Origin of the sequence: Sphingomonas sp. STIS6.2, assembly GCF_000732685.2 — a bacterium.
In the GTDB taxonomy this organism is placed as follows: Bacteria; Pseudomonadota; Alphaproteobacteria; order Sphingomonadales; family Sphingomonadaceae; genus Sphingomonas; species Sphingomonas aerolata.
Map to the genome: position 1 here is coordinate 342 of NZ_JPDP02000139.1, position 4,390 is coordinate 4,731.

The 4,390-nt window shown below is 68.2% G+C and carries 4 protein-coding genes; 3 read left to right on the forward strand and 1 reads right to left on the reverse strand.

Annotated elements, in window-relative coordinates:
• On the forward strand, window positions 1–1,081 hold a 1,081-nt coding region (locus tag sphst_RS14355), incomplete at its 5' end, for a sugar MFS transporter (RefSeq protein ID WP_234387672.1).
• A 25-nt stretch (window positions 1,082–1,106) separates the two neighbouring features.
• Here sphst_RS14355 and sphst_RS14360 read toward each other — a convergent pair.
• Entirely contained in the window at window positions 1,107–1,868 is a 762-nt protein-coding gene (locus tag sphst_RS14360; RefSeq protein WP_081877786.1) for a FadR/GntR family transcriptional regulator, read from the reverse strand.
• Between the two features lie 111 nt (window positions 1,869–1,979).
• On the opposite strand from sphst_RS14360, the gene sphst_RS14365 reads away from it, so the two are divergent.
• Together sphst_RS14365 and araD1 are read left to right on the forward strand one after the other, a co-directional pair.
• A complete protein-coding gene (locus sphst_RS14365; protein ID WP_031396195.1) occupies window positions 1,980–3,533 on the forward strand; it encodes an aldehyde dehydrogenase (NADP(+)) in 1,554 nt (517 codons plus the stop codon).
• Between the two features lie 67 nt (window positions 3,534–3,600).
• On the forward strand, window positions 3,601–4,390 hold a 790-nt coding region (araD1, locus tag sphst_RS14370), incomplete at its 3' end, for an AraD1 family protein (protein WP_107045730.1).

Here is a 4,390-nt window from a genome sequence, read left to right on the forward strand (position 1 = left end):
CGCCAAGCTGATCGAGCGCGTCGGCTATCAGCGCGCGATGGTGTTCGGGCTCGCACTGATGGCCGCCGGTGCATTGATGATGGTGCCCGCCGCGCGGCTGCCGTCTTATGGCGTGACGCTGTTCGCCCTGTTCGTGATCGCCAGCGGCATCACGCTGCTTCAGGTCGCGGCGAACCCCTATGTCGCGGTCGTCGGCCCGCCCGAGACCGCTTCGTCACGGCTGAACCTGGTCCAGGCATTCAATTCGGCGGGCGCGACGCTCGCGCCCTTGTTCGGCGGCTATCTGATCCTCGGCCGCTCGACCTCGGGTACGGCGGTCGCCGGATCCACCGCAGTACTGACCCCCGCCGAGCGGCTTGCCGACGCGCAGTCTGTCGTGCTGCCCTATCTCATCGTCGCGGGCGTGCTGGTCGTGCTCGCGGTCGTCATCGCGCGCTTCCCGCTGCCGGCGATGGGGGCAGCGACCCAGCGTTCGGCAAAGGCCGATCGCAAGGGCCTGTCGCTCTGGTCGCATCGCAACCTCGTCCTCGGCATCCCGGCGATCTTCATTTATCTGATCGCCGAGATCGGCGTCGCCAACCTGTTCATCAATTTCGTCAGCCAGCCGCAGATCGGCAATCTGACGCACGAGCAGGCCTCGCACTATCTGTTCATCCTGTGGGGCGGGATGATGGTCGGGCGGCTGGTCGGCAGCGTCATCATGCGCAGCGTTCCGGCGGAGCACGTCCTGGCGCTGGCCAGCATCGGCGCGTTCGTCGTGATGCTGGTCGCCACCTTCACCACCGGGCACGTCGCGATGTGGGCGCTGATCTCGGTCGGGCTGTTCCATTCGATCATGTTCCCGACGATCTTCACGCTCGGCATCCGCGGGCTCGGACCGCTGACGGAAGAGGGATCGGGGCTTCTGATCATGGCGATCGCGGGTGGTGCACTGGTAATCGTGCAGGGCTGGCTCGCGGACCGTTATGGCCTGCAGATCTCGTTCCTGCTGACCGCGGCGTGCGAACTCTACATCCTGTTCTACGCGGTCTGGGGATCGCGCGTGACGCATGCGCTGCCCGAGCCGGTCGCGGTGGGATGATCCGGAGATCGGCGGTGCGGCGCGTTCAGCGCTGCATCGCCGCCTTCGTATCTTCCAGTGCCAAGTCGACCAGCGTGCGCATCGCGGCACTTGCCGCCGCGGCATCGCCAGCCGCGATCGCGTCATAGACGAGCACATGATCGGGGATCGGGTTGCGGGGCAGCGCGCGGGCGCGTTGCTTGTACTGCGTGGTCCAGTTGACCGCCGCGCCGATGCTGGCGCTCAGCACGATCAGCGCATCGTTCCGGGTCGCGGTCAGCACGGCGTCGTGGAATTCGCGATCCGCCGCGCGGCCCGCTTCGGTCGCAAGCGTGTGGCGACGCATCGCGGTGAGCGCGTCCTTCATGATCTTCAGATCGGCGCGGTCGCGGCGCTCGGCCGCGAGCGCGGCGGCGGCCGGTTCGACGATTGCGCGCAGTTCGAACAGGTCGCGAACGAACATGATGTCGGGCTCGGCCGCGAATGCCCAGGCGAGCACGTCGGGATCAAGCAGGTTCCAACGGCTGCGGGGCAGGACGCGTGTGCCGATCTTGGGCCGGCTTTCGACCAGCCCCTTGGCGGTCAGCACCTGCACGGCCTCGCGGTACGCGCTTCGCGACACGTCGAGCGTCTTGGAGAAATCGACTTCCCCGGCCAGCGTGTCGCCGGGCGCATATTCGCCCGACAGGATCGCGGTGCCCAGCTTGTGCGCCACCGCGCCGTGCAGGCGGCGGCCGGTCCCCCGGGGGCTGCGTGCTGTTCCGGCGCCGGTCACAATCTCCTGTGGATCGTTGTCGTTGATCGTCATAGCGCCTGCTCCATCATCACGGCGTAACAGTCCGCGTGCCATCAAGGAACGCCAAAAGATTGCTAAATCGGGCCATTGCGCATAAGTCTGAGTATAAGGGAGCTACTATCCATGACTGATATCCAGACGGCCGAGACGGCCGGCAACGACGCGTTCCGTTCGATCGACGCGGCGACGGGGCTCGCGACCGGCGAGGCCTTTGCGGTCCACGGCGCTGATGACGTTGCGACGGCCTGTGCCGCCGCCGACGCGGCGTTCGATGCGTATCGCGCGACCGACAATGCAGCCCGCGCGGACTTTCTCGAACGGATCGGCGAAGAGATCGTCGCGCTCGGCGACACGCTGATCGTCACTGCGATGCGCGAAAGCGGCTTGCCGCGCGCGCGGCTCGAGGGCGAGCGGGGTCGTACCGTCGGGCAGCTGAAGCTGTTCGCAGGCGTCGTGCGACGCGGCGGCTGGATGGGTGTCCGGATCGACCCGGCGCTGCCCGACCGCGCACCCTTGCCGCGTCCCGACCTGCGGCTGCGGATGATCCCGCTCGGCCCGGTCGCGGTGTTCGGCGCGAGCAATTTCCCGCTCGCCTTCTCGACCGCGGGTGGTGATACCGCCTCGGCGCTCGCTGCGGGTTGCCCCGTCGTCGTCAAGGGTCATCCGGCGCACCCCGCTACCGGCGCGATGGTCGCTGGCGCAATCGAGGCGGCGGTTGCTGCCTGCGGCCTGCCAAAGGGCGTGTTCTCTCATCTGGTCGGCCCCGGCAATGATCTGGGCAGCACGCTGGTTCAGGATCCGCGGATCGCTGCGGTCGGCTTCACCGGGTCGCGCGCTGGCGGCCTGGCACTCGTCAAGCTGGCGCAGGCGCGCGACGTGCCGATCCCGGTCTATGCCGAGATGTCGAGCATCAATCCCGTCGTGCTGCTGCCCGAGGCGCTGAAAGCGCGCGGCGCGGCGCTGGGCACGGCGTTCGTCGGATCGCTGACGATGGGCGCGGGGCAGTTCTGCACCAATCCCGGCCTCGTCCTCGTGATCGAGGGTGACGGGCTCGATGCGTTTGTCGCCGCGGCGGCCACCGCGCTTCCCGACGCACCGGCGGCGACCATGCTCACCGGCGGCATCCACGCTGCGTACCAGAAGGGCGTCGAGGCGCTCGCGGGCCATGACGCGGTCAAGACGATCGCACAGGGCAAGGTCGGCGAAGGTGTCGCACAGGGGCAGGCGGCGTTCTTCGAAACCACCGCTGCACAGTTTCTGAGCGACGCGGCGCTGGGGCATGAGGTGTTCGGGGCGTCGTCGCTGCTGGTCCGCTGCGCAGACGAGAACGAGCTCCATGCCGTGCTGCGCGCCGCGGAAGGTCAGCTGACCGCGACGATCCAGATGGACGCGGGCGATGCCGGGATGGCGTCGCGCCTGATCCCGCTGCTCGAGCGCAAAGCGGGGCGGATCCTGGCCAATGGCTGGCCGACGGGCGTCGAGGTCGCGCATGCGATGGTCCATGGCGGACCGTTCCCGGCGACGTCGGACGGTCGCACGACCTCGGTCGGCAGCTTGGCGATCGACCGCTTCCTGCGGCCGGTATCCTACCAGAACCTGCTGCCGGAATTGCTGCCCGCCTGCGTGCGTGACGACACGGACGCGCCGCGGCTGATCGACGGCGTCGTCGCCGGCTGACCCGCCAATTCCCTGCATGATGACGTCCGGGCGAACCGTAACAGCGGCACCCGGAAAGGAGAGGATGATGAGCTTGCGCCTGTTGCAGCATGTTGGCGTCGACGGCACGCGATCGGTGATCGCGGCCACCAGCGCTGGGGCGGCTTTCGTTCCCGGAGTAGATAGCGTCCGTGCGCTTGCCGAGCGCGCGATCGCCGATGGCACCGATCTCGCCGGCGCGGTTGCGGCGTATGGGACGGGCGCCAGCGTCGACATCGCGGCCGAACTGGCGGCCGGTCGGCTGATGTCACCGATCGATCATGTCGATCCGGCGCATGTCGTCATGACGGGTACCGGGCTGACGCATCTCGGCTCGGCCGAGGGGCGCGACAAGATGCATCGTGCCGCGGCGGATGCCGAAAAGCAGACCGATTCGATGCGGATGTTCCTGGAGGGCGTCGAGCGCGGCAAGCCGGGGCCGGGCGAGCGCGGCCAGCAGCCCGAATGGTTCTACAAGGGCGACGGTTCGGGGCTCGTCGCGCCGGGTGCCGCGCTGGAGATGCCCGATTTTGCCGAGGATGGCGGCGAGGAGCCCGAGCTTGCCGGGATCTACCTGATCGGGGCTGACGGCACGCCATTCCGGCTCGGCCTGTGTCTGGCCAACGAGTTCAGCGATCATGTGACCGAGCGGCACAATTATCTGTGGCTCGCGCATTCCAAGCTGCGCCAGGCGTCGCTGGGCCCGGAGCTGCTGGTCGGCACGCTGCCCGAGCATGTCGAGGGAATGAGCCGGATTCACCGCGACGGCGCCGTCCTGTGGGAGAAGCCGTTTCTGTCGGGCGAGGCGAACATGTCGCACAGCATCGCCAATCTCGAGG